We start from the raw sequence: 25,059 nt of genomic DNA on the forward strand, positions 1-25,059 counted from the left end.
GCATCCATCACGGGTCGCAACCCGATCGATCGCATCAGTGCCCCGATCGATCCAGCAACCCATCCGCCAACGCCTGCTGCACGTCTTCCGCAGTGTCGATGTCCTGCATCAGCATCGGCGCCTGCAGCTGGAACAGGTCCCGCTCCGGGTCGGCACCGCGGTCGTGCTGTGGATGCTGTCGCGGATGCAGTGAGGCCTCACCGTCTCCGAGCGGCGCAAGATGCGCTGTGAGCCCTCCCCGTCGTACGGGGGAGGGTTGGGTGGGGGCGAACCGTCAGCCATCACAGACGATGACGCGCGCGGGGAAAGGAGCAGTTACTAGCGCGTTCGAGCATCCATCACGGTTCTCAACGATCGATCGCATCAGTGCCCCGTTCGATCCAGCAACCCATCCGCCAGCGCCTGCTGCACGTCTTCCGCAGTATCGATGTCCTGCATCAGCATCGGCGCCTGCAGCTGGAACAGATCCTTCTCCGGCAATGCCGCGAGCAACGCGCCGAAGCCGCGGTCGCCTGCCAGCATGTCGACCTGCGCGAACAGCGCATGCGACAGCACCGCCGGCGACCCGGGTCGTTCGCCGTGCATCACCGCCGCGCAACCCGAGCGCACCGTGCGGGAACCGTCCAGCAGCGCGCGCAGATGCAGGGCGTTGAGCGCGGGCTGGTCGATACCGGTGACGAGCACCGGGCCGCGATGCGCCTTCAGCTGCGCCGCAGCGGCGAACAGGCTGGCCGCCAGACCTTCGCGCCAGTCGGCGACCTCGCACAGTTCCAGCGTGTGCCGCGACGGCGCGAGTTCCGCCGCCACGGCGTCGTGGTAGGCGCCCAGCATCACGACCAGCCGGCACGGTCGCGTCTCCGCCGCCAAGCGCACCACGCGTGCGACCAGGCTTTCGCCATCGCGCCGCAGCAGTTGCTTAGGCCGGCCCAGGCGTGTGCTGCCGCCCGCGGCCAGCACGATCGCGGCGTGCGCGGCGGTCATCGGGTGGGTCCGGAGTGGTGCTCGGGCATCGCTGCACTCTGCCAGAAGCGCCGTCCCCGGACCGCGTCACACCGATGAACGGCGACCGTCTGTAACGCCGTTGTCATGCGGATGCGATAGCGACGCCCGGGCGCGCGTCGATAGTCTGCGCGGCCGTCTGCCCTCGCCCATCGCCATGCTCCGCGTCGTCGCCGTCATCGCCGTCTGTCTGCTGCTCGCCGGATTCTCGTCCTGGCCGGGCATCGCGCACACGCTGGCCTCGAAGCTGGTGGCCCCGCCGGGCGCGTCGCCGCTACTGCAGACCGCACGCGTCGACGCCGCATTCGCGCGGCTGCCGCATCGCAGTGGACTGGTCGACACCTCGGCTGGCGTGCCGGTGTACTGGCGTGCGCTCGATCCGGGCGACTACGGCATGGCCTACGCGTGGACACGCCCGGCGAATGATCTGCACGGCGTCGAATTCGATCTGGACTTCCACGCGCCGTCCGCACCTGCAGCGGCGCCGCGCGGCACCGTCGTGCTGCTGCACGGCTGGATGATGGACGGCGGCTCGTTGCTGCCGTGGTCGCTGGCACTGGCCGAGGCCGGCTATCGCGCGATCACCCTCGATCTGCGCAACCACGGACGCTCCGGCCATGGCCCTGCCGGCTACGGCACACGTGAGGCCGACGACGTGGTCGATGCGGTCGCCGCCTTGCGCGAGTCGGGCGAGGTGGTCGGCCCGCTGCACGTGTTCGGCGTGTCCTACGGCGCGGCGACCGCGCTGTTCGCCGCCGCCGATCCGCGCCTCGGCGCCGAGCGCGTGGTCGCACTGGAGTCGTTCGACAATGCCGGCGGCGCGATCCGCGACATGGTCCCGCATATGCTCGCCGAGACCGGTGGCAGCTGGCATGCACGGATCACCCGCACCTGGCTGCGCTGGCGCATCGACGCGGCGGTGCTCGACGCGGCGATCGCCAGCGCCGGCGATACGCTGTCGCTGCGGCTCGACGGTATCGATGTCGGCACCGCACTCGCCCAGACGCCGGGCTGCGTGCTGCTGGTCCACGGCAGCGCGGACCGCCACGTGCCGGTGTCGCACGGCCGGGCGCTGGCCGCCGCCCTGCCCGATGCGCGCTACCTCGAACTCGCCGGCGAGGATCACCTCAGCCTGCCGATGCGCCTCGATCGCCTCGCGCCGACCGTCGTCGACTGGTTCGGCGCACCGGCCTGCCCGCAGATCGCTCTGGCCGCGCGCTGAGCGCTGCCGTGTGGGAGCGCGCTCGCGCGCGAAGGGCTTTCCCGGTGACCGTCATCGCGCGCAAGCGCGCTCCCACACCGGCGAAGCGTGCCTGTTACGCCTGCTGCGCCACGATCCGCCGCCGCGCCTGCAGGTAACCGTCGACGGCGAACACCACCAGACCGACCCAGATGAAGCCGAAGCCGATCGCCCGATCGATGCCGAACGCCTCGCCGAAGAAGAACACGCCCAGCAGCAGCTGCAGCGTCGGGCCGATGTACTGCAGCAGGCCGACGACGGTCAGCGGCACGCGGCGCACCGCGTAGGCGAAGCAGATCAGCGGAATCGCGGTCAGCGCGCCGCCCATCACCAGCAGCACATCGGTCCAGCCGCCCCAGGCCAGCGAGAAGAAACCACCGCCGCCCCGGCTTTCGATCCAGACCAGCGCGATCAGCGCTGGGCCGAACACGAACAGGTTCTCGACACCGAGCCCCTGCACCGCCTCGACCGCCGCGAACTTGCGGATCAGTCCGTACAGCGCGAACGAGGTCGCCAGGCACAGCGCGATCCACGGAAAACTGCCGTAGTTGAAGGTCAGCCAGGCGACGCCGCCGGCGGCGAGCGCCACCGCGACCCACTGCGGCACCGACAGGCGCTCGCGCAGGAAGGCGACGCCGATCACCACGTTGAGCAGCGGATTGATGAAGTAGCCCAGGCTCGCCTCGACCACGTGGCCGCTGTTGACGGCCCACACGTAGAGCGCCCAGTTCGCCGCGATCAGGCAGCCCGACATCGCGAGCATGCCGGCGAGCTTCGGTTGCGCGAGGATCTCGCGCAGCCAGCCGCGGCCCTGGCGGAGGGTCAGAAACGCGGCGACGAGAATCGCGCACCAGATCGACCGGTGCAGCACGATCTGCAGCGACGGCACATGCCGCAGCACGTGCCAGTACAGCGGCATCAGGCCCCAGATGACGAAGGCCGCGACCGCGATCCACAGGCCGCGGCGGCTCTGTGCGGCATCGATCACGGCTCTTCTCCCGCGAGCGCGGCGGCCGGCGTCGGCACCGCCTTCTTCGCCCGCGCGCGGCCGAGCGTGATCGCGACCACCGCGACCAGGATCACGGCCATCGCGCCGAGATCGTTGACGTGGAAGCGCTCGTACGCGAGCCACGCGCCCAGCAGCACGGCGATCGCCGGATTGACGTAGGCGTAGCTGCCTGCGAGCGTCGGGCGCACGTTGTGAAGCAGCCAGACGTAGGCGGTGAAGCCGATGATCGACCCGAACGACGCGAGATACGCCACCGACAGCGTGCCCTTGAGGGTGGGCAGTTCGTGGAAGCGCTCGCCGATCAGCAGGCCGACCGCGAGGATGATCACGCCGCCGGCGAGCATCTGCGCCGCGGCCGCCATGAACGGCGACGGCAGGTCGCGTCCGCGGCTCCACACCGAACCGAAGGCCCAAGCCAGCGGCGCGATCAGCAGCGCGACCAGTCCGACCGGCGTCGCGGTCAGCGAACTGCCGGCGTTGAGCCACAGCACGCCGGCGAAGCCGACTGCGAGACCGGCCCATTCCACGCGCGAGGGACGATCGCCGCGCATGGCCGAGAACAGCGCGATCCAGATCGGCGCCGAGGCGACCGCGACCGCGGCGAGACCCGACGACACGCTCTGTTCGGCGATGCAGACCATGCCGTTGCCCAGACCGAGCAGAAGCACACCCATCGCGAGCAGGGTCTTCCACTGGTTGCGCGTCGGCGCCGGCACACCGCGCAGCCGCAGCGCGGCGTACATCAGCCCACCTGCCACGATGAAACGCATGCCCGCCATCAGCAGCGGCGGATATCCGCCCTCCAGGGCGAAGCGGATCGCCAGATACGTCGACCCCCAGACGAGATAGACGGCCGCCAGCGCCAGCGCGATGGCCAGGACCGAGGCGGGACGCGACACCGGCGCGACGCTCATGGGGGTTCCGGAGAAGGAGGAGAAGCCGCGAATGCGGAGCGGAATTCTACGCCCGCGGCCCGTTGCACGGCTGGAATGGTGGTGTTGCAGCGGTGCTGTGGCTATGCCTTCCGAGACAGCCGCAATGCTTGCGGAGATGTCGCCAGACGAGACTCGCGCGCGGAACAAAGCCCTCCCCCGTGCACGGGGGAGGGTTGGGTGGGGGCGAACCGTCAGACATCAGCGCTGAAGCATCGGGCGTCCAATTGCCGCCGGCAGATCATTGTTTGCGCAGCCGGATCGTTCGCCCCCATCCCAACCTTCCCCCGCTCCGCGGGGGAAGGGGTTGCTTCATGGGAACGGAGACGAGCCGGCGAGTTGCCGCCACTCGCCCTTCGATGCACAAAAAAGCCGCCGCGGTCACCCGCGGCGGCTTCGTTCGAACAGAACTGTCAGCCGATCAGCGCGCCCAGCGCCCAGGCGCGGTCGACACCGGCAGCACCGTCGCCGACAGGTCGCGGTCCGCGTTGAGCATGCGCACCGCGTCGGCGAGGATCGCCGCCGATTCGCGCAGCAGCGGGTCCGGACGATCTTCGGCGGCCTTCTCCAGGCGATTCTGCTGGGCGATCGCGCGCTCGTTGGCCTGCAGGCCGTCGTCGCTGTAATCATCCGACAGCGGGTCCAGTTCCAGACCCAGCGCGCGGCGCTCTTCCTGACGCGTCTGGCGCTTGGCGACCTGGCGGTCACGTTCGGCGCGACGCTCCTCGAGATTGAGCGAGATCCACTTCTTCTCGCGTTCGGTGCGGGCTTCGGCGATGTCCTCGGCCAGCCACACGAATTCCTTGTCGGTCGACACGCGCGCCTTGTGCTGCGCCTCGAGCTTCGGGATCAGCGGCGAGAAGTCGCCGTACTGCGTGTGCGGCACCGCGGCGATGCGGGTCCACGGCAGCGCGTTGTCGTAGGTGCTCTCGCCGAACTCGGTCGCGTCGACCGTCACCGGGAAGTGCACGTCCGGCTCGACGCCCTTGTTCTGCGTGCTGCTGCCGCCGGGCAGGAAGAACTGCGCGATCGTCAGCTTGACCTGGCCGAAGCGCTTGGTCTCGTTGGCCGGCCAGCGGTCGAGGTCGACCAGGTTCTGCACCGTGCCCTTGCCGAAGGTGGTCTCGCCGATGATCAGGCCGCGGCCGTAATCCTGGATGGCGCCGGCGACGATCTCCGACGCCGAGGCCGATCCGCGATTGATCAGCACCGCCAGCGGGCCGTCCCAAGCGACGCCCGGATCGCGGTCGCCCTGCACGCCGACGCGGCCGCCCGATTCGCGCACCTGCACGACCGGGCCCTGATCGATGAACAGACCGGTCAGTTCGACCGCCTCGTTGAGCGAGCCGCCGCCGTTGTTGCGCAGGTCGAGCACCACACCGTCGACGTTCTTGGCCTTGAACTCTTCCAGCAGGCGCGCGACGTCGCGCGTCGCCGAGGCGTACTCGCCATTGCGGTTCCGGCGGCCTTCGAAGTCCTGGTAGAACGCGGGCAGCTTGATGACGCCGATCTGCTTGTCGCGACCACCGGCCTGGTCCGGCGGCAGGGTCAGCGTCTCGGCCTTGGCGGCCTGCTCTTCCAGACGCACCCGCGCGCGGGTCAGCGTGATGCGTACCGGCTCGCTGTCGAGCGTGGCGGCAGCGGGAATCACGTCCAGGCGCACCTGCGTGTCCTTCGGGCCCTTGATCTTGTCGACCACGTCGTCGATGCGCCAGCCGATCACGTCTTCCATCGGACCGTTGGTGCCCTGTCCGACACCGACGATGCGATCGCCGGGCTTGAAGCGGTTGCTCAGCGCAGCCGGACCACCGGCGATGACCTCGCGGATCACCACCACGTCGTCCTGCTTCTGCAGCTGCGCGCCGATGCCTTCGAGCGACAGCGACATGCTCTGGTTGAACAGGCGCGCCGCACGCGGATTGAAATAGTCGGTGTGCGGATCGATCGAGCCGGTGTAGGCGTTGAGGAAGCTGCTGAAGGCGTCTTCGCTGTTGAGCGCGGCGACCGTGTTGGCGGTGTTGAGGTATCGACGGTCAAGGGTCTTGCGGATTTCCTCGGGCGCCTTGCCGGCCAGCTCCAGACGCAGCCAGTCGTTACGCACCGACTGGCGCCACAGGGCGTCGAGTTCGGCCGCGTCGGCGGCCCACGGCGCATCCTCGCGGTCGTATTCCCAGCGGTCGTTGCCGCTGAAGTCGAAGATGTCCTGCTTGAGCAGCTCGCGGGCATAGGCGATGCGCTCGGCGACGCGCTGCTTGTAGAGCGTGAACACTTCCAGCGCCGGCGCGACGTCGCCATCGCGCACCGCCGGACCCATGCCGGCACGCAGCGGTTCGAAGCGGGTGATGTCCTGCTGGGTGAAGAACAGCTTGCCGGCGTCGAGATTCTCGAAGTAGCGGTCGAAGATCTCGCCCGACAGGCTGCCGTCGAGCGCGCGCGGACGGTAGGCGTAGCGGCTGTCGGACAGCAATCCGTAGACCAGCTTCGAGGCCGCCACCTGGTCGGCGTTCGGCGTCGCAGGCACGTTGGCGATGGTGTCCGGCCGGGCCATCAGCGCGAGCGGCACCGCCAACGCGAGAGCGATCAGGGAACCGGAAACGACGCGGGAAGCTTTCATGCGGGGTCCTGGATTGCGGATACGGCCATCATGCGACATGCATTGCAGCCTGGAACGTGAACAGACGGTCCGACAGTGCCGGAAGTTGCAGGCCACGCGCAATCGGGCACACGCAAAACCGTGTGGAACGACGCTGTGTTTAACGGGGCGTCATCCGCCGAGTCCTGCAGGGATGCGGCAAGGCGCCGCCGCGGGTCCAAGCCTTCGCGCGCATGGCGTTCCCGGCCAGACAGTGACCGTCTGAAAATCCAAGGAAACCTGCGCCCGGAGGAAGGCGGGCAGGCATCATTTCGCAGCAGCCGGCGCGCGCGTCAGCGCGCTCCGGAATCCGACGGTCAGGCGGCGACGCCGGCGCCCATCGCCTGCTGGTCGGCGTGGTACGAGGACCGCACCAGCGGGCCGGACGCCACGTGGCTGAAGCCCAGCGCCATGCCGTAGTCCTCGAGCGCCTTGAACTCCTCGGGCGTCCAGTAGCGCAGCACCGGGTGATGGTGCGCGGACGGCTGCAGGTACTGGCCGATGGTGACCATGTCCACGTCGTGCGCGCGCAGATCGCGCAGTGTGCCCTGCACCTGCTCCATCGTCTCGCCGAGACCGAGCATGATGCCGGACTTGGTCGGCACGCCCGGGTGCTGGGCCTTGAACTTCTTCAGCAGGTCGAGCGACCACTGGTAGTCCGCGCCGGGGCGCACGTTGCGGTAGAGGTCCGGCACGGTCTCGACGTTGTGGTTGAACACGTCGGGCGGATCGCTCTGGAGGATCTCCAGCGCGCGCTCCATGCGGCCCTTGCCGCGGAAGTCCGGCGTCAGCACCTCGATGCGGATGTGCGGCGACTGCTTGCGCACTTCGCGGATGCAGTCGACGAAATGCTGGGCACCGCCGTCGCGCAGGTCGTCACGGTCGACCGACGTGATCACGACGTACTTCAGGCCCATGTCGGCGATCGTGTTCGCGAGGTTCAGCGGTTCGCTCGCATCCGGCGGCTTGGGGCGACCGTGGGCGACGTCGCAGAACGAGCAGCGGCGGGTGCAGACCTCGCCGAGGATCATGAAGGTCGCGGTACCGTGGCCGAAGCACTCGTGGATGTTCGGGCAGCTGGCTTCCTCGCAGACCGTGACCAGACGGTTCTCGCGCAACTTCGACTTCAGCGCCGCGACGGCGCCGTTCGACGGAATGCGCACGCGGATCCACGACGGCTTGCGCAGCACGGGCGCGTCGGCGAACTGCACTGGCGAGCGCGCGATCTTGTCGCCCGCGACCTGCTTGACGCCGGTCTGCAGCGACGCCGGCGGCGGCGCGGACACCACCTGCAACGGGATCGATTTGTCGGTCAAGGAAGACATGGCGGGCGCAGCGACGGTCGGAGGGTCATTGTAGGCCCCCGGTCCGGCACTGTCTGCCGAGGGACCAGGGATACAGCGTGTCATTCAGCGGGCAGGGCCGGCGGCGGACCTTCGGCAGGCGCCAGCCCGAACTGCGCCGCGAGGTGTTCGAGCAGCACGATCGCCACCCGATCAAGCGACAACGGGCCGCCAAGATCGCTCAACGCGACGACCTGCAGGCCCTGATAGCCGCACGGATTGATGCGCTGGAAGGGTTCGAGATCCATCGCCACGTTGAAGGCCAGGCCGTGGAAGGTGCGGCCACGGCGCACGCGGATGCCGAGCGCGGCGATCTTGGCGTCGTTGACGTAGACACCCGGCGCGCCTTCGCGCCGCTGGGCCTCGATGTTCCAGTCGGCGAGGGTGTCGATGATGGCCTGCTCGATCCTGCAGACGTACTCGCGCACGCCGATCTTCAGCCGGTGCAGATCCAGCAGCGGGTAGACCACCAGCTGGCCGGGGCCGTGATAGGTCACCTGCCCGCCGCGATCGACCTGCACGACGGGAATGTCGCCGGGCGCGAGCACGTGCTCGGGCTTGCCGGCCTGACCGAGGGTGAACACCGGATCGTGTTCGACGACCCACAGCTCGTCGGTGGTGTCGGCGCAGCGCGCATCGGTGAAGCGCTGCATCGCCTGCCACACCGGCGCATACGGCTGGCGGCCGAGGTGGCGGACGATCGCCGGCAACGCGCTCACAGCACGCGCTCCATGACCCGCGCGCACCCGAGGCCGCCGCCGGGCACCGGTGCGCCCTGCAGAAAGGCGCGCATCGCCGCGGCGACACGATCGCCGCCCGCGGTCTCCAGACGGTCCAGCGCGCACCGGTCGGTCTCCACATCGGGAAACACCAGCGCTTCGCCGTCGTAGGGCGTCTCGGCCCAGGCCATGCCCGGCCCGGCCAGCAGCGGCGCGTGACGTTCGGCGCGCACCAGCAGGCGCACTTCGCAATGGCGCGGGTCGGCGGCGATGCGCGCGTACAGCGCGTCCACCGCGGCGACGGGACCTTCGAGCAGCTGCATGAACAGGCCATCGTGATGCAGCAGCAGGCCGCCGATGCCCTGACCCGTGTTGAACGCACGCGCACGCGACAGCAGACGGCCGATGTCGGCCGCCGTGAACTCGGCGAGCTGGCCGCTGCGGTAGAGCAGCTGGCGGATCATCGTCAGAACTTCCGGTCGGGCGTCAGAGCGTCCACTTCACTTCGGGATGCCCGCGCAGCGCCACGTGAGCGGCGTCGTACTGCGCGCGCGACTCGGCGCGGATCTGCAGCTTGATCGACACGTACTTGCCCGCGCTCGATGCGCGCGACGTCACCGTCTCGTGCAGCACGGTGATGCCGGCATCGGTCAGCAGGCGCGGGATCTCGGTTTCCAGACCCGCGTCGGCACCGCCCATCGCGGTGATCTCGAAGGTGCCGGGAAACTGGAAGCCGTGCTCGGGGTTGTCGGAAGTGATGTCCATGCGCGGATTATCGGGGCGCCGGCGGCCGAACCCAAGCGTCCGTTACAGAATGAAGAAGGCCGGCTTGCGCCGGCCTTCCCTGATGCATGCGATGGCGCCGGTCAGGCGTTCCACCACATCAGGAACTCGTGCCACAGGCGCTTGAAGAAGCCGGCCTCCTCGACCGCTTCCAGCGCGACCAGCGGGCGCTCGGCGATGACCTTGCCGTCGAGTTCGACGCGCACGGTGCCGATCTGCTGGCCCTTCTCGATGGGAGCCTCGATGACCTGCGGGATGTCCATCGACGGCTTGAGCTGGGCGTACTTGCCGCGCGGCATCGAGACCAGCATCGGCTCGGCGACGCCGAGGTTCACTTCGTTGGCCTTGCCCTTCCAGACCTTCTGCGTGGAGACGGCCTTGCCGGCGTCGTAGACGGCATGGGTCTCGAAGAAGCGGAAGCCCCAGTTGAGCAGCGCCAGCGAATCGGTGGCGCGCTGCGATTCGCTGGTCGAGCCCATGACCACCGAGATCAGGCGCTGGTCGCCACGCAGGGCCGAGGCCATCAGGCAGTAGCCCGCGCCGCTGTGGTGGCCGGTCTTGATGCCGTCGACGCTGTCGTCGCGCCACAGCAGGCGGTTGCGGTTGTGCTGGGTGATCGGCCCGACGGTGAATTCCTTGATCTTGTTGTGCGCGTATTCCTCGGGGAAGTCGCGCACCATCGCGCGGCCCAGGATCGCCAGGTCGTGCGCGGTCGAGTAGTGCTCCGGGCCCGACAGGCCGGTCGCGTTCTCGAAGTGGCTGTTCTTCATGCCGATGCGCGCGGCGTAGGCGTTCATCAGCTGGGCGAAGGCCTCCTCGCTGCCGGCGACGTGCTCGGCCAGCGCGATCGCGGCGTCGTTGCCCGACTGCACGACCATGCCGATTTCCATGTCCAGCAGCGGTGCGGTCTGGTTGACCGGGAAGCCGCTGTAGCTGCCGTCGGTGCCCGCGCCGCCCTTGCGCCAGGCGTTCTCGCTCATCAGCACCTGGTCGTCGGGCTTGACCTTGCCGGCGGCCAGTTCGGCGGCGATCACGTAGCTGGTCATCACCTTGGTGATGCTGGCCGGCTCGACGCGCTGGTCGGCGTTCTCACCCGCCAGGATCTGGCCAGTAGCGTAGTCCATCAGCACCCAGGCCGTGCCGGTGATGCTCGGCGGCGGCGGGGTCGGCAGTTCGTCGCTGAGCGCGGGCGCGGCGGCGGCCGGCGTGGCCGGCCGGGGCGTCGGCTGCGGCGTGGGCGCGGGATCCTGCGCAACGGCGATGCCGACCGTGGCGGTGGCCAGCGCGGCCAGCAACATGCGCGAAACGACTACGGACACTTTCATGTAAGACGGAACTCCGGGGACCCGGCCGCGTCGGCCGGTGGTTGAGGGAAAACGTTCAATCGCGGACGACGGTCGGCGCACCGAAGCCGAGGCCGGCGACGCGCGAGGTCATCTCGGCGACCTGCGTCGCTTCGACCGGGCCCACGCGCAGGCGCCAGACCGGCTTGCCGGCGGCGGTGCCGTCCTGCAGCTGCGCGGCGGCGATGCCGGCACCACGCAGCGTCGCCAGCGCGCGCTCGGCGTTGGCGCGGGCGCCGAAGGCGGCGACCTGCAGGGTCACGCCGCCTGCCGTCGCGACCGGCGACGGGCGCGGTGCGGCCTGGACCACCGCGGTGGTGACGGGCGCCGGTGCCTGGGTGGCGGGCGCGGTCGTGGCCGGCACCGGGTTGATCGGCACCTGGCGACCGTTCTCGAGCTTGAGCCCGCGCGCGGCGAGCCAGGCGTCGAAGTCGTCGGCCGTCATGACCTTGCCGTTCTGGTACATGTTGAAGCGACCGTCCGCTGCACTCGCGGCAGGCGCCGCGGGCGACGGCGCGGGACGCTCGCCGGCATTGGCGGATGCGATCGGCAGCGCTTCGACGATCGCGTCCATCGCGCTGCCCGCGGCCGAGGTCGTCGCGGCCGGGGCGAGCGCGGCCGTCGCGGTGGCGGGCACCGTGGCCGCGCGCCGGTTGCTGCCGCGCACGCGCGCCGGCGGCGGCGCTGCGGCCGGCGTGGCCGCCGGCGTCGCGGCGGCGACGGCCTCGTAATCGTTGCGGGCATTCTCGCCCGGGCTCAGCGCGCGCACTTCGACGCGGCCGGTGCCGGCGGGGTGGATGCCGATCTTCACCGCCGCCGCATAACTCAGATCGACGACGCGACCTTCGTGGAACGGCCCGCGGTCGTTGACGCGCACGATCACCGACTTGCCGTTGTCGAGGTTGGTCACGCGCGCGAAGCTCGGCAGCGGAAGCGATTTGTGTGCGGCGGTGAACGCGTACATGTCGTAGACCTCGCGGTTCGAGGTCAGGCGGCCGTGAAACTTGGCGCCGTAGTACGAAGCCGTGCCGGTCTCGGAAAATTCGCTGTGGTCGTCGAGCACCGTGTAGCTCTTGCCCAGCACCTGGTAGGGACTGCGGTTGCCGACCGCTGAGCGCGGCAGATCGACGACTTCGGGCTCGGGAATCGCGTCCACGTTCGGCAGGTAGTCCGGCAGGCTGTCGGGCACGCCGGGCCGATACAGCCCGCCTGCGGTGTAGTGGCCGCGCGTGTTCGGATCTTCCTGCGCCGGTGCGTACGGCGAGACGCGACGCTGACCGGCCGGCACGTGCGCCGGCGCGGTCGAACCCACGGTGCTGCCCGACGCCGGGGCCGCCGCACGCTTGGCATTGCCGGCGCAGCCCGAAAGCAGCACCAGCGCGGCCAGCGGCAGCAGCCAGCGGATCACGGACCGACCCCGGCGCGGATCGCCTGCGCCAGCTGGTGCACCGACAGCGAATACATCGGCGAACGGTTGTAGCGGGTGATCACGTAGAAGTTGCGATACGCCAGCCAGTACTCCATGCCGGCCTCGCCATCGAGCGACAGCAGCGTGGCGCCTTCGGCGGTCGGCTGGCCGGGTGCGGGCGTGTAGCCGCGTGCGGCCAGATTGGCCAGCGGATACACCGGCTCCCAGTTCTCGGGCTTGAAGTCGGCTGCGCCCTCGGCGCGCTGCGCGCGCGCGACGACCGGTGCGCCGCGCTGCCAACCGTGCACGACGAAGTAGTTGGCGATCGACGCGAACACGTCCGGCTTGTGGGTCAGCAGGTCGCGCTGGCCATCGCCGTCACCGTCCTTCGCCCACAGGCGATAGCTCGACGGCATGAACTGGCCCATGCCCATCGCACCGGCGTAGCTGCCCTTGAGCTGCAGCACGTCGAGTTGCGGCTCGGCCTTCTGCAGCGCGAACAGTTGGGCGAGCTCGCCGGCGAAGAACGGTGCGCGCGGCGCGTAGTCGAAGGCCAGCGTGTACAGCGCGTCGATCACCTTCCAGTTGCCGGTGACGCGGCCGTAGCTGGTCTCCACGCCGATGATCGCGACGATGTACTCGGCCGGCACGCCGGTCTCGGCGGCCACGCGGTCGAGCGCCGCGCGGTTCTCGCGATAGAACGCCACGCCGCCGTTGATGCGCGCGTCGTTGATGAAGATCGGTCGGTAGTCGCGCCACGGACGCACGGCTTCGGCCGGGCGGCTGATCGCGGTGAGGATCGCCTGCTGCACCTGCGCCTGCGCGAGCACGCTGCGCACATAGGCGGGATCGGCGCCGTAGGTCTGCACGGTGTAGTCGACGAAGTTGTCCACGCGCGTCGCGCGCGGTATCGCCGGATCGGTGACCGACGTCGGCGCGACCGGACGCTCGGGCGGTTGCGGCACCGGCGGCAGCAGGGCGCCCTCGGGACGCGCGGCTTCCGGCAGCGGGGTCACCGCACCGTAGTCCTCGGCATGGCCATCGGACGGATTGACGGGAGTCGCACACGCTGCCAATGCGAACGGCAGCGCGGCCACGGCGAGTCGGAAAAACGGGCGTCGGCTCATCGGCGGCGAGGGTAGCACGCACATGCGCGGGCAACGCAGCGTTGCGCCGACGCGCTCGCCGCCGGTCAGCATCGCGACAGTCAGGCAGGTCGAATGCGAAGCGATTGATTGGTCATCGAGCAAAGCCGACTTCGGGAAGGCATCGGCCTGGCGGCCGGAAGCCGCTTATCCCTCGGTCAAGGCCGCTTCGCGGTCCGGCCCGGCGCAGCGCGCCGTGCGTTCGAGAGGACGCGCGGCAGTGCCGCGCAAGCAGACCTCTCTTACCCTGCCTTGACTCGGGCGCGCGCCATCCTTGGCGCGCTCGGCGCGGCCACCGGCCGCCAGTCCGCTGCCTCGAACTTTCAGACCGTGCCTTCGTCTAGATCGAGCGCCGCTTGCTTGATAGAAGTCGAGAACTTCGAGCCGCAGCGCGTTGTGCGGGCCGGGGGTTGCGGAGAGCGGACCATGGATGGTCAGCGGCGGCGAGTCAGGCATGGATGCCTGACCGAGCCGAGGAGTAATCCCCGGACGGCGCAACGCTGCTTCCGAAGCCGAGCTGGGGCACAAGCGTCCTCGAAGCCACGGGAGAAGCCAAAAGCCCCCTAGCGCCGACGCGTGCCGCTCGCCTGCACGGCCATCACCACACCGAAACCGGCGAGCAGCGACACCGCCGCGGTCCCGCCGAAACTCAGCAGCGGCATCGGCACGCCAACCACCGGCAGCAGGCCGGAAATCATGCCGCCGTTGACGATCACGTAGACGAACAGCGCCAGGCCCAGACTGCCGACCAGCAATCGCGAAAAGCCGTCGCGCGCCTCGCTTGCGATCCACAGGCAGCGGCCGACGATGAACAGGTACAGGGCCAGCACGACGACCACGCCGAACCAGCCGAACTCCTCGCTGAGCACGGCGAAGATGAAGTCGGTGGTGTGCTCGGGCACGTAGTTCAGATGCGACTGCGAGCCGTCGCCCCAGCCCTGCCCCGTCAGCCCGCCCGAGCCGATCGCAATCTTCGACTGGATGATGTTCCAGCCGGTGCCGAGCGGATCGGATTCGGGATCGAGGAAGGTCAGGATGCGGTCCTTCTGGTACTGCTGGAAATACCAGAACCACGCCGCCGGCACGGCGACTGCGGCGGCCGCGGCGCCGCCGACGAACCACCACCACGACAGTCCGGCCAGATACAGCGCGAACACGCCGCCCGAGGCGACCAGCACCGCCGTTCCGAGGTCGGGCTGCAGCAGGATCAGGCCGGTCGGCAGGCCGATGATGCCCGCCGCGATCGCGATCGTGCCGAGTCGCGGCGGCGTGGGCTGCTGGCCCAGCCACCAGGCTGCCATCATCGGCAGCGAGAGCTTCATCAGTTCGGCCGGCTGCATGTAGAACACGCCGAGATTGAGCCAGTGCTGGCCGCTGCGCCCGGTGCCCATGAACAGCACGGCGACCAGCGGCAGCAGCGATGCGACGTACGCCGCTGGCGTGAAACGCCGCAGCTGCACCGCCGGAATGCGCGAGAGCCCCCACATCGCGCCCAGGCCCACGACGAAGCGGCTGCCCTGCGACATCACCATCGCCATGTTCTGGTTGGTCGCGCTGTGCAGCACGGCCAGGCCGATGCACATCAGCGCGACCAGCGCGCCCAGCAGCGGCCAGTCCAGCGTGCGCGTGAAACGCTGCAGCATCTCCAGCAGCCAGCGCAGGATCACGTTCAAGGGCGCACCTCCGCCGGTGGCAAGCCGGGGAACTGCCCGTTGGCATCGCGCGGCGCAGTGCGCACGCCGGCGACCACCGCGGCAAACGACGGCTCGGGCGCGAGCGCGGCCGTGGCGTCGGGCACCGTGGCCGCGACCGCGGCCGGCGCGCCGGTGGCGGCATCGATCTCCACCTCCGGCATCTTGCCCAGCAGCCAGGCATCGAAGATGCGCCGCGCGATCGGCGCAGCGGTGCTGCCACCGTAGCCGCCGTGCTCGACGGTGATCGCGAGTGCGATCGTCGGATTCTCGGCCGGCGCATAGCCGACGAACAGCGCCTGGTGGCGCAGGTGATACGGCAGGTTGCGCGGGTCCATGCTCGCGCTGCCGCGACGGCTGACGCGCTGCGCGGTGCCGGTCTTGCCGGCCATGCGGTACTCGGCGCCGATCGCCATGCGCGTGCCGGTGCCGCGGCCGTGGATCGTGGTGATCATGCCTTCCTGCACCGCGCGCAGATGCGCGGGGTTGTCGGTAATCGCGGTCGGCGCCGGGCGCGGCACCGCGGTCCATTCGGCGTCGAAGCCGTCGCGGCGCTCGGCGGCCAGATGCAGCGTGTTGAGCCGGCCGCCGTTGGCGATCGCCGCGGTGCCACGCGCAAGCTGCAGCGCGGTCGCCACCCAGTAGCCCTGGCCGATGCCGGCGATGACGGTCTCGCCCGCGTACCAGGGCTCGCGCGAGCGCTGCGCCTTGAAGCGCGGCGACGGCACCACGCCGGCGTTCTCGCCCAGCAGGTCGATGCCGGTCGGCTGGCCGAAGCCGTAGCGCGTCATGTACTGGTCGAAGCGCTCGATGCCCATCTCGTAGGCGAGCTGGTAGTAGTAGTAGTTGATCGACCGGGCGATCGAATCGCGCAGGTCGGTCCAGCCAGCGCCGCGCGCGGCATCGCGATAACCGCGGCGCTGGCCGGGAATGAAGAACTCGCCGGTCGAAAACACCCGCGATTCGGGCGTGCGCAGCCCGCTGTCCACGCCGGCCAGCGCGACCAGCGGCTTGATCGTCGAACCGGGCGGCCCGCCACCGAGTACGTTGCGGTTGAACAGCGGACGTGCCGGATCGTCCATCAGCCGGCGGTAGTCGGTGTGCGAGATGCCGTTGACGAACAGGTTCGCATCGAAGCTCGGCAGGCTGACCATGCCGAGGATGTTGCCGGTCGCCGGATCCACCGCCACGGCAGAGCCGTGCAGGCCGCCGAAGGCCAGCACCATCGCCTGCTGCAGATCGGCGTCCACGCTCAGACGCAGATCGGTGCCGGCCGTCGCGGGTACCAGGCCGAGGCGACGCAGCGCGCGGCCTTCCACGTTGGTCTCGACCTGCTCGTAGCCGATCTTGCCGCGCAGTTGCTCGTCGTAATACCGTTCCAGTCCGGTGCGGCCGGTCTGCGGATACAGCAGATGCGCCTGGCCGTAGCGCGCGACGTCGCTTTCATCGGTGCGACCGACGTAACCGACCACGTGCGCGAACAGATCGCCGTAGGGGTAGTAGCGGTTGAGATACGGCACCACCTCGACGCCGGGGAAACGCCAGCGGTCGAGCGCGAAGCGCGCCATCTCGTCTTCGCTGATGCGCAGCTTGAGCGTGATCGCGCGGAACCCGCGCTGGCCGCGGCGCTCGCGGTCGAAGCGTTCGATATCGTCGGGCGACAGCGCGATGATCCGCGACAGTTCAGTGATCAGGCGCCGCGTGTCGCCGGCTTCCTCGGGCGTGACTTCGAGGCGGTAGGCCTGCTCGTTCTCGGCGAGGATGCGGCCCTTGCGGTCGAGGATCAGCCCGCGCCCGGGCACCACCGGGCGCGGCTTGATGCGGTTGGCCTCCGAGCGCTTGGCGTAGATGTCGTGGTCGACGACCTGCAGCTTGAAGTACCAGCCCGCCAGCACACCCAGCGCGATCACCACCGCGCCGAAGCCGATCAGCGCACGCGTGCGGAACGCAGCCGCTTCGGTGGCGTTGTTGCGGATGTCGGGACGGCGCCCGCGCCTGGCCATGCGTCAGGCCACGCTCAGGACTTGCGCCCGAAGCGCAGCGCGTCCATCACCAGATACAGCGGCGCCCACAGCAGCATGCCGATCACCGGCGCGATCCAGTAACTCCACGGCAGCTGCGGCACGCCCAGCGCGAAATGGATCGCCGCACTGATGATGCGGTCGTTGAGCAGCAGGCCGCCCATCGCCAGCGCCTGCTGGGTGACCGGGAAGAAGCGCAGTTGCGAGCGGAAGCGCTGCAGGATGAAGGCCATCATGACCAGCCGCAGCGCCTGTTCGCCGAGCAGGCCGCCGAAAGCGAGATCGGCGACCAGGCCCATCGCGAACGCGAAACCCAGGCCGGCGCGGTCGGGATCCTCGATCACCCAGTACGCGACCACCAGCGCCAACCAGAACGGCCGGAACGGCTGGAGACCCGGCGGCAACGGCAACAGACCCAGCAGCAGCGCGATGAAGATGCTGAGCGGCAGGATCCAGGGATTGCGCTTGCGGCTCATCGCGTCGGCGCCTGCGTCGGTGCCGGTGGCGTGGGCGCGGGTGCCTGCGTGGCGGGCGACGGCGCGGGCGTTTCACCGGCGGCAGGTGTCGTGGCATCGGCGGGCTGGCCGTCGGCAGGCGCGTCCTCCGGCGGCGTGCCGGCAGCGTCCGCCTCGGCCTGCGCGCGCGCGGCGGCCTCGCGTTCGGCGGCCGCGGCTTCGAGATCGGCGGTCGTGACCGGCACCACGACGTCGCGCAGCAGCAGCACGTCGCGGCCGCGGTCGAGCTGGGCGGCGGGTTCGAGATCGCCGGTCAGGAAGGCGCGGCTGTCGTCGGGCTGCAGCTCGGTGATCGTGCCGACCGGGAACCCCGGCGGAAAGCGCCCGCCCAGACCCGACGTCACCAGCGTGTCGCCCACTTCCACGTCGGCCGACAGCGGGATGTTGCGCAGCGCCAGGTGGTCGGCGCGGCCGCTGCCGTAGGCGACCAGCCGCACGCCGTTGCGGGCGATGATCACCGGCACCGCATGCTCCAGATCGGTCACCAGCAGCACGGTCGAGGTCAGCGGCGTGACGCTGATGACTTGGCCCAGCAGGCCGCCGGCATCGATGACGCTCTGGCCCACGCGCACGCCGTTGCGGCTGCCGGCATCGAGCAGCAGCCGCTGGCGCGTGGGGTCCTGGTCGACGTCGAGGATCGGCGCCAGCTGCACGTCGAGGCTGCCCTGCTCCACCGCGCCCAGCAGCGCACGCAGCCGCGCGTTCTCGACCGCTTCCACGCGCAGACGCGCCTGGCCGGCGTTGAGCACCAGCAGTTCGTTGCGCAGGCGCCGGTTGTCGGCGGCCAGCTGGGTGCGCGTGGCGGCATCGTTGCGCATGCTCTCGCCCAGCCGCGACGGCAAGCCAGCCAGCCACCACAGCGGCTGCATCGCCACGCTGGCCTGCTGGCGGAACTGCGACAGCCAGCCGCCCTGGTGATCGCTGACCACCAGCGCACACGACAGCGCGAGATAGGCGAGCAGACGCAGCGTGCCCGCGACATCGCCGGGCCTGGGCGCGGGAGAGCTGGCGTAGGAGGACATCAGGGATGGTCGCTCGGGGTCATGTCAGCGGCAAGCCCACGCATCGTGCAAGCCCTTCGCCGTCGCCCCAGCGGAAGCTGGGGCCCATTTTGATCTTGGCGCAGGCCCCGAAAATGGATCCCAACTTGCGTTGGGATGACGGGGCCAGAGGCTCGACGCGGTCACTCCAGATCGAACAACCGCAAACGGCGAACACCGGAAAACCCACTCCGATCGCCGTCGCCCCCATCACTCGGCCGCGAAGAACTCGTTGCCGTGCAGGTCCAGCAGTTCCAGCGCACGGCCACCGCCGCGTGCCACGCAGGTCAGCGGATCTTCGGCCACCTGCACGTGCAGGCCGGTGGCCTCGCTGATCAGGCGGTCGAGATCGCGCAGCAGCGCGCCGCCGCCGGTCAGCACGATGCCGCGCTCGGCGACGTCGGCGCACAGTTCCGGCGGAGTCTGCTCCAGCGCCTGCTTCACCGCCTCGACGATGCCCGACAACGGCTCGCGCAGTGCGTCGAGCACTTCGTTGGAGCTAATCGAGACGATCTTCGGCACGCCCTCGGCCAGGTGACGGCCCGAGACTTCGATCTCCACCGGGTGCTCCGGGGGATAGGCGCAGCCGATTTCCAGCTTGATGCGCTCGGCGGTGGACTCGCCGATCAACATGCCGTGGTTGCGGCGCACGTAATTGATGATCGACTCGTCGAAACGGTCGCCGCCGATGCGGGCCGACTGCGAGTAGACAATGCCGTTGAGCGCGATGACCGCGACTTCCGTGGTGCCGCCGCCGATGTCGACGACCATCGAACCGCGCGCCTCGGTGACCGGCATGCCGGCGCCGATCGCGGCCGCCATCGGCTCCTCGATCAGCGACACGTCACGCGCACCGGCTTCCAGCGCCGAGTCCTTGATGGCGCGCTTTTCCACCTGGGTCGAACCGGCCGGCACGCAGATCAGCACGCGGGGGCTGGGGCGCAGGAAGCGCGACTTGTGCACCTTCTTGATGAAGTACTTCAGCATTTCCTCGGTGTAGGTGAAATCGGCGATGACGCCGTCCTTCATCGGGCGATGCGTGGTGATGTTGCCGGGCGTGCGGCCGAGCATCTGCTTGGCCTCGGTGCCGACGGCGGCGACAACCTTCTGGCCGGCGGTCCGGTCCTGGCGCACGGCCACGACCGACGGCTCGTTGAGCACGATGCCCTGGCCGCGGACGAAGATGAGGGTATTGGCGGTGCCCAGGTCGATGGACAGGTCGTTGGAGAACAGACCGCGGAACTTCTTGAACATCGGGAGATGGCGTCCGGCTTAGGGGGCGAAACGAAGCACGCTAGCCTAGCAAAAAAGCCGCCCCCTCGCGGCCCCGGAGCACCCCGTATTGCGCGCCGGTTCCGCATCTGCGACGCGCCCGCGGCGGGCGCGGAACGGGCTTCCAGCGCGCCCCGTCGCTGGCCTCCTCGGGCCCCGGCCGCTAATCTGTGCGGCCGATACCGACCGAGTTTCTGCCCGATGTCTGCACTGATCTGCGGCTCCCTGGCCTACGACACCATCATGGTGTTCCCCGACCAGTTCAAGAACCACATCCTGCCGGACAAGGTGCACATCCTGAACGTGTCGTTCCTGGTGCCGCGGATGCGCCGCGAATTCGGCGGCTGCGCGGGCAACATCGCCTACAACCTGAAACTGCTGGGCGGCGATCCGATTCCGATGGGTACCGTGGGCCAGGACTTCGGTCCTTACCGCGAATGGTTCGAAGAACACGGCATCAACCTGTCGCAGGTCCGCGAGATCCCCGACCTGTTCACGCCGCAGGCCTTCATCACCACCGATCTGGACAACAACCAGATCACCGCCTTCCACCCGGGCGCGATGATGCGCAGCCACGAGAACCACGTGAAGGACGTGCCGGGCGTGACCATCGGCCTCGTCGGCCCGGACGGTCGTGAAGGCATGCTGCAGAACGCGAAGGAGTTCCACGAAGGCGGCGTCCCCTTCATCTTCGACCCCGGCCAAGCCATGCCGCTGTTCAACGGCGAGGAACTGCGCGACTTCATCGAGCTGGCCGACTACGTCGTCGTCAACGATTACGAGTCCAACCTGCTGCAGGAACGCACTGGCTGGGACGAGAAGACCATCGCCGGCAAGGTCACCGCCTACATCTGCACCCGCGGCCCCAAGGGCGTCGTCATCCACGCCGAAGGCCAGACCCACGACATCCCGCCGGCGCACGAGCGCCGTGTCACCGACCCGACCGGCTGCGGCGACGCCTTCCGCGCCGGCCTGCTGTTCGGCATCGAAAAGCGCTGCGACTGGCTGACCATCGGCCGCATCGGCAACCTGATGGGCGCACTGAAGGTCGAGCACCCCGGCACGCAGAACCAGCGTTTCGACTACGCCGAATTCTCGCTGCAGTTCCGGCAGCAGTTCGGGTATGCGTTGGAGAGCAAGACGGCGGGCTAACTTGCGCCGCATCGGCAATTGGAAGACACGGGGCGCCCTCTTGGGCGCCCCGTTTCGTTTTGGAGAAGAATAAAGACGTTCAATGCCCCTGATGCCAACGGGCTTGCACGAGAAATTGGAGTCGCTTTACGCCTCAACTTCTTGAAAATCCAATGGACGGACTGATGGCGACCAAGAACACATCTATAGACGAGCCGAGCTTAGCTTCTCAACTTAGAACTCAAGGCCTCGTTCGCACTGCCACACTTAACGAATACTGGCGCGCCAGAGAAACCGACTCTGCGTTACTCGAAATGCTTTCGCGCTTATTGAAGGCTGCGGACGCGCCATCGATTAATCTCAACATCGAAGACGCACTCGCAGAGTTAGAAGGGACACGATTTTTCTCTGTCCAGCACTTCCTTTGCGAGCTCATACCACTTCTGGATGTAGATCAGCTTGAAATACTCAAATTTGCCTCCCGCCTTGTAGACGCGGGAGGCACTGATATGGCAGCGGGCGCCCCGAGCATCGCACTAGGGGAGTGGACAAAAAGAGCGCCGAATAGACCCCAAGGAATATACGAGACTGCGCGCTCCGGAGAAGAACACGCGCTTCGCCACCTATCTACCGTCCTCCGAGTAAACGTCGACGTGCAGGAGAGTCTAATCTTCGTGCGGACTGGCGAACATGAAGCAAAGCTCTCAGCAATCAGAGCCCTAGGCGCTATGGAACTAGGTGATCAGTATGAAGAAGCGCTCCTAACTATCCTTCAAGCGATGCACAACGACGACGAGGCCATAACCCTTCGATGCCTCGAGGCCGGCTACCGTGCAGCTGACAGGCGAAAGACGCCTGCACCAGCAGATTTCGACAAAGCACTGGATCATTATCTATTCACTCACAAACCGGCAGCAATACACCTCGCTGCAAACCTTCTGTGGATGCACCTAGAAGGCCTTTCAGAAAATGCTGTTGAGTCATGCCTCAATTCGATTACTCATGTCGATCCAAAGAATGCAGGTACGATTTCGCACATTGATCATGCCGCATACCAACTCGTGACCAACGGCCACTCCGGGCGCGTGGCACGGCTACTCTCCAATTTGATCGAGCGCTCTGAGGGGCGAATAACCCTAGACTCGTTCGACAGCACCTTCCACGCACTAGAGCGCGATGGGCCCGATACCCTTGGCCACACGGTTTTATGCTGGCTGCTCGATGGAGGAAGGCATATCCATAGCAGCGTAGCGAGCAGAATCAGTAGCATTGGGAAAGATTCTGCTCCGTTCTCAATTGCAGCATCTTCGCTCCCGGAGAGCCCTTCAGACCAAATATTTATCTGCCGCAAATCGATCGGGTGGTTCTATATAGATCCACTGGCGGCGATTACTATTCCACTGGCAGTACTCAAAGACGGATCGAGAGAGGTCGCGAATGAGGTCTTGAGCCTAATCTACGACCCACTGCTACTAAGCTACGACAGCGCAATCGTCAAACATCTTGAGGCCTACATCGCTGATGGACACCCTAACAGCGCCGGCCTCATTGAGATTCTTGCTAAAAAAGATTCGCTTAAGAGTGGAATGGATGGAATTGAACAATTAGTCGAAATGCAGCCCAGCGAAAGACAGCGCGAGACAGAGCGGATTTATTGGCAAGATGAAGCAGAGAGAGGCTCCGAACAGGCAAGCAGAAAATCTATCCTTGATGAGCTTTTTACCAAACAGTACTTGCTTTACGGCAACTCATCTTTGACACCAGTGTATGCGGCTGACGGCACAAACAAGCTTACCCGAACAGAGATGACGTCATTCTCCATATCCTCCGAGCTACCAGCTCTAAACATAGTGGATCCGATAGGAATCGACTACATGCTCATCCAGTTCAGACTCGAGGAGCGGGAAGTTAAATGAAGATTGTCGTGATGCACTACTTACGCTCACTTCGCGAGCGCGATGAACTAGACGCGATCCTGCCCTCTCTACTCAGCGAAAGCGGCTTTGAGGTTATTACTCGCCCCAGACGTGGCACACGACAGGCTGGCGTCGACGTCGCCGCCGTGGGGCCTGATTCGGATCGCGGCGGCGTTACAAGCCTGTTCCTCTTCAGTATCAAGTCGGGAGACCTGACGCGAGAGCACTGGGACACTGGACAACAGGCCTTACGGCCATCTTTGAATGAAATCCTTGACGACTATATTCCGAATCGTATCCCACCCCATCTGGCGAACTTACCCATAGTCATCTGTGTTGGAATGGGCGGCGAGATGCGTGAGGATGTTCGTGCGCAATGGAGCGGATTCTGTCGGACAAACGAGAGATCCAACATCCATTTCACCGAATGGAATGGGGATAGGATCGCTGACCTTATCCTCAGTGGCGTGCTGCGTTCAGAATTGATCGAGGGCGAACACAGAGGGATGTTTCAGAAAGCTCTCGCCATGCTCGATCAGCCCGACGTCGCATACCGTCATTTTCGAAATTTGTTAAACGCCATCTTCGTTGATTCAAACAATCATAAAGAGCGAACACGCCAACTACGAAAAGCTTATTTATGCCTTTGGATACTTTTTGTTTGGGCCCGTGACGCTAAAAACCTAGAAGCAGCCTATCGCGCCTCTGATCTAGTGCTCCTGCGCAGCTGGCCCTACTGCGACGCCAGCCGCCTCGCGAAGGGATCGATTCAAAATGAAAGATCGGCTCATTTCGATCAAGTTTTAAAACTTCATTTAATCATTTCCGAGCTACTTCTTATTGATAAGATTGGCCCCTTCGCGGATAAACGCTACGCTCTTTCCATGGCGGTAAATTCCCGTAGCGCCGTCGATGTGAACATCGCCCTTTTTGAGACTCTCGGAAGAGTTTCTATTCACGGACTATGGCTGAGCTGTATCAGCGGCGGCAAGGACAACGAGTTCGCTGATTCGTTAAGGAAGGAAGCAAACAATGCACTTGACATCGCAATTGGGATGATTAACGCAAACCCGGCCCTTGCCGTTCCTGTTCGCGACGACTTCGCTATCGAACTTGCGCTTTTTATGCGCCTCGCAGACGTTCTCGGACGCCTTCACAACGTCGTCGGTTATATCCGAAATACGGCTGACCACCTTTGTCGTGGGCTCAGCATCCGGCGCCACTATCCGACACCAGCCATAGGATATCGTGAAGTCCTATCCCACCCGAAAGACCGTAGCGATAGTTATTTTGAGGAGAATACCCGAGCCGGAATTATCTACACCTTCGTCCTTACTTGGCTCGCCATGACGGGGGATCAGGACCGTGCAGAAAGATTGCGTACTACGCTCTTAAAGCATGCGCCGCACATGACCCATCAGACTTGGATTCCAGATGATCAAACTGACGAAGTTTTCTGGGCAGGCAACCGTGACCACGGTATGTCTGTACCAGGCCTGCCGTGTAAAGACTCACTTCAGGATGTTCTGAATCTTTTGAATCGTGTGATGACCGAGCATCCGCTGCATGAACGAGTGAGCGCTGTTCGTGCAAACCTAAGCCCAATATTTCTGATGGCATGTCGCCACTACCGCATGCCGGTTCCGGTACACCTCTGGCGAGGTCAGGACCAAGGGGAATAGTGTTTCCAATTTCACCTGCTGAACTCGCTCCGTTACCTATTGCGCTTCATGCTGCGCTCGAGACGCATTGAATCCCGACACCACCTCAGACACCGAGCCTGCCACCAGTAGCGCCAGCGCCGCGGCCAGCATCAGATTGCGGTTGTGTTTGCGGTAGCCGATGACGAGGGCGACCAGACCGGCGACGAGCAGCAGGACTTGCAGGATGAGCATCGTGTTCTCCATCTAGGGCGAGCAT

At 66.8% G+C, this 25,059-nt stretch carries 22 protein-coding genes; 5 read left to right on the forward strand and 17 right to left on the reverse strand.

The features are described 5' to 3' along the window. The first annotated feature begins 37 nt into the window (after window positions 1-37). Window positions 38-193 carry a hypothetical protein gene (locus E2F49_RS16360; protein WP_165971177.1) on the forward strand — a complete coding sequence of 52 codons (156 nt, stop codon included), beginning with the start codon at window positions 38-40 and terminating at the stop codon, window positions 191-193. Window positions 194-363: 170 nt separating this feature from the next. On the opposite strand, the gene E2F49_RS09055 is transcribed toward E2F49_RS16360, so the two are convergent. Further along, window positions 364-981: a nucleotidyltransferase family protein gene (locus E2F49_RS09055; RefSeq protein ID WP_133393603.1), complete on the reverse strand. Its 618-nt coding sequence runs from the start codon at window positions 979-981 to the stop codon at window positions 364-366. A gap of 175 nt (window positions 982-1,156) precedes the next feature. Here E2F49_RS09055 and E2F49_RS09060 point away from each other — a divergent pair, with 175 nt between their 5' ends. After that, complete coding sequence (locus tag E2F49_RS09060) at window positions 1,157-2,221, forward strand: alpha/beta fold hydrolase (protein WP_133393604.1); 1,065 nt, start codon at window positions 1,157-1,159, stop codon at window positions 2,219-2,221. Between the two features lie 94 nt (window positions 2,222-2,315). Here the strand turns inward: E2F49_RS09060 and rarD are convergent, their stop codons facing one another. The 15 genes from rarD to E2F49_RS09135 form a co-directional block, all read right to left on the reverse strand. After that, complete coding sequence (gene rarD / locus E2F49_RS09065; RefSeq protein WP_133393605.1) at window positions 2,316-3,227, reverse strand: EamA family transporter RarD; 912 nt, start codon at window positions 3,225-3,227, stop codon at window positions 2,316-2,318. Next, complete coding sequence (gene yedA, locus E2F49_RS09070; protein ID WP_133393606.1) at window positions 3,224-4,162, reverse strand: drug/metabolite exporter YedA; 939 nt, start codon at window positions 4,160-4,162, stop codon at window positions 3,224-3,226. Before yedA ends, rarD begins: the two co-directional genes overlap by 4 nt. Window positions 4,163-4,601: 439 nt before the next feature. After that, window positions 4,602-6,794 (reverse strand): carboxy terminal-processing peptidase, encoded by a 2,193-nt coding sequence (locus E2F49_RS09075; protein ID WP_055251675.1) that lies wholly within the window; start codon window positions 6,792-6,794, stop codon window positions 4,602-4,604. A gap of 335 nt (window positions 6,795-7,129) precedes the next feature. After that, window positions 7,130-8,137: a lipoyl synthase gene (gene lipA / locus E2F49_RS09080; RefSeq protein WP_055251673.1), complete on the reverse strand. Its 1,008-nt coding sequence runs from the start codon at window positions 8,135-8,137 to the stop codon at window positions 7,130-7,132. 80 nt (window positions 8,138-8,217) lie between these two features. Beyond that, window positions 8,218-8,874, reverse strand: coding sequence for a lipoyl(octanoyl) transferase LipB (lipB, locus tag E2F49_RS09085; RefSeq protein WP_165971178.1), 657 nt, complete (start codon window positions 8,872-8,874; stop codon window positions 8,218-8,220). Continuing rightward, window positions 8,871-9,338: a BLUF domain-containing protein gene (locus E2F49_RS09090; protein ID WP_133393608.1), complete on the reverse strand. Its 468-nt coding sequence runs from the start codon at window positions 9,336-9,338 to the stop codon at window positions 8,871-8,873. Before E2F49_RS09090 ends, lipB begins: the two co-directional genes overlap by 4 nt. Before the next feature lie 22 nt (window positions 9,339-9,360). Beyond that, window positions 9,361-9,639: a DUF493 family protein gene (locus E2F49_RS09095; protein WP_133393609.1), complete on the reverse strand. Its 279-nt coding sequence runs from the start codon at window positions 9,637-9,639 to the stop codon at window positions 9,361-9,363. Window positions 9,640-9,740: 101 nt separating this feature from the next. After that, window positions 9,741-10,982 (reverse strand): D-alanyl-D-alanine carboxypeptidase family protein, encoded by a 1,242-nt coding sequence (locus E2F49_RS09100; protein ID WP_425481361.1) that lies wholly within the window; start codon window positions 10,980-10,982, stop codon window positions 9,741-9,743. Window positions 10,983-11,037: 55 nt separating this feature from the next. Next, window positions 11,038-12,408 carry a septal ring lytic transglycosylase RlpA family protein gene (locus tag E2F49_RS09105; RefSeq protein ID WP_133393610.1) on the reverse strand — a complete coding sequence of 457 codons (1,371 nt, stop codon included), beginning with the start codon at window positions 12,406-12,408 and terminating at the stop codon, window positions 11,038-11,040. Further along, window positions 12,405-13,535, reverse strand: a complete 1,131-nt coding sequence (mltB, locus tag E2F49_RS09110; protein ID WP_133393611.1) for a lytic murein transglycosylase B — start codon at window positions 13,533-13,535, stop codon at window positions 12,405-12,407. The genes E2F49_RS09105 and mltB overlap by 4 nt, the downstream gene beginning before the upstream one ends. A gap of 581 nt (window positions 13,536-14,116) precedes the next feature. After that, window positions 14,117-15,226, reverse strand: a complete 1,110-nt coding sequence (gene rodA, locus E2F49_RS09115) for a rod shape-determining protein RodA (protein ID WP_133393612.1) — start codon at window positions 15,224-15,226, stop codon at window positions 14,117-14,119. Next, complete coding sequence (mrdA, locus tag E2F49_RS09120; RefSeq protein ID WP_133393613.1) at window positions 15,223-17,247, reverse strand: penicillin-binding protein 2; 2,025 nt, start codon at window positions 17,245-17,247, stop codon at window positions 15,223-15,225. Before mrdA ends, rodA begins: the two co-directional genes overlap by 4 nt. A gap of 14 nt (window positions 17,248-17,261) precedes the next feature. Beyond that, the gene (gene mreD, locus E2F49_RS09125) at window positions 17,262-17,741 is read right to left on the reverse strand and encodes a rod shape-determining protein MreD (RefSeq protein ID WP_133393614.1); all 480 of its coding nucleotides are present in this window, start codon (window positions 17,739-17,741) and stop codon (window positions 17,262-17,264) included. Continuing rightward, window positions 17,738-18,802 carry a rod shape-determining protein MreC gene (gene mreC / locus E2F49_RS09130; protein ID WP_133393615.1) on the reverse strand — a complete coding sequence of 355 codons (1,065 nt, stop codon included), beginning with the start codon at window positions 18,800-18,802 and terminating at the stop codon, window positions 17,738-17,740. Before mreC ends, mreD begins: the two co-directional genes overlap by 4 nt. 228 nt (window positions 18,803-19,030) lie before the next feature. Next, window positions 19,031-20,074 (reverse strand): rod shape-determining protein, encoded by a 1,044-nt coding sequence (locus tag E2F49_RS09135; protein ID WP_055251649.1) that lies wholly within the window; start codon window positions 20,072-20,074, stop codon window positions 19,031-19,033. A gap of 219 nt (window positions 20,075-20,293) precedes the next feature. On the opposite strand from E2F49_RS09135, the gene E2F49_RS09140 reads away from it, so the two are divergent. The 3 genes from E2F49_RS09140 (at window position 20,294) to E2F49_RS09150 (ending at window position 24,821) form a co-directional block, all read left to right on the forward strand. Further along, on the forward strand, window positions 20,294-21,244 hold the full coding sequence (locus E2F49_RS09140; RefSeq protein WP_133393616.1) for a carbohydrate kinase family protein: 951 nt from the start codon (window positions 20,294-20,296) through the stop codon (window positions 21,242-21,244). Window positions 21,245-21,408: 164 nt separating this feature from the next. After that, entirely contained in the window at window positions 21,409-23,139 is a 1,731-nt protein-coding gene (locus tag E2F49_RS09145; RefSeq protein ID WP_133393617.1) for a hypothetical protein, read from the forward strand. Next, complete coding sequence (locus E2F49_RS09150; RefSeq protein ID WP_133393618.1) at window positions 23,136-24,821, forward strand: hypothetical protein; 1,686 nt, start codon at window positions 23,136-23,138, stop codon at window positions 24,819-24,821. Before E2F49_RS09145 ends, E2F49_RS09150 begins: the two co-directional genes overlap by 4 nt. A gap of 36 nt (window positions 24,822-24,857) precedes the next feature. On the opposite strand, the gene E2F49_RS16365 is transcribed toward E2F49_RS09150, so the two are convergent. Continuing rightward, a complete protein-coding gene (locus tag E2F49_RS16365) occupies window positions 24,858-25,034 on the reverse strand; it encodes a hypothetical protein (protein ID WP_165971179.1) in 177 nt (58 codons plus the stop codon). Window positions 25,035-25,059: the final 25 nt, after the last annotated feature.

This window comes from Luteimonas terrae, from assembly GCF_004358165.1.
Taxonomy (GTDB): Bacteria; Pseudomonadota; Gammaproteobacteria; order Xanthomonadales; family Xanthomonadaceae; genus Luteimonas; species Luteimonas terrae.